The following is a 370-nucleotide window of genomic DNA, read 5'->3' as shown; positions in this document are numbered from 1 at the left end:
TCGCCGTCACGGCCGGGTCGTAGCTGTCGGCTGTCGCCAGGTAGAGGGTGCGACCGTCCTCGCCACCGAGCGCACAGTCGATCGCGCACTCCCCGGGCGCGTCGACGCGGTCGGTCACCTCGCCGCCCTCGACGACCCGCAGGAACTCCCCCGTGTCGACCGAGCAGACCCAGACGGCACCGTCACGGTCCACGGTGCTGCCGTCCGGGGTCACGCCGCCGGGCAGGGCTGCCCACTCGCGACGCCCGGTCAACGAACCGTCGTCCTCGATGTCGAACGCGGTGAGCCGGCCGCCCCACGTCTCGCTGACCACCAGGGTCCGGGTGCCGGGCAGGACGTTGGCGCTGTTCGGGAACACCAGGCCCTCGGC

The 370-nt window shown here is 73.2% G+C and carries 1 protein-coding gene; it reads right to left on the bottom strand.

The features are described from left to right. Window positions 1-370 (bottom strand): SMP-30/gluconolactonase/LRE family protein (locus H489_RS29930; protein WP_017887477.1); only part of this gene is annotated, 370 nt, incomplete at both ends.

Origin of the sequence: Curtobacterium flaccumfaciens UCD-AKU, from assembly GCF_000349565.1 — a bacterium.
GTDB classification, from domain to species: Bacteria; Actinomycetota; Actinomycetes; order Actinomycetales; family Microbacteriaceae; genus Curtobacterium; species Curtobacterium poinsettiae.
Note: the sequence above shows the minus strand (reverse complement) of the source record. Positions and strands in the feature narration are given on the sequence as shown.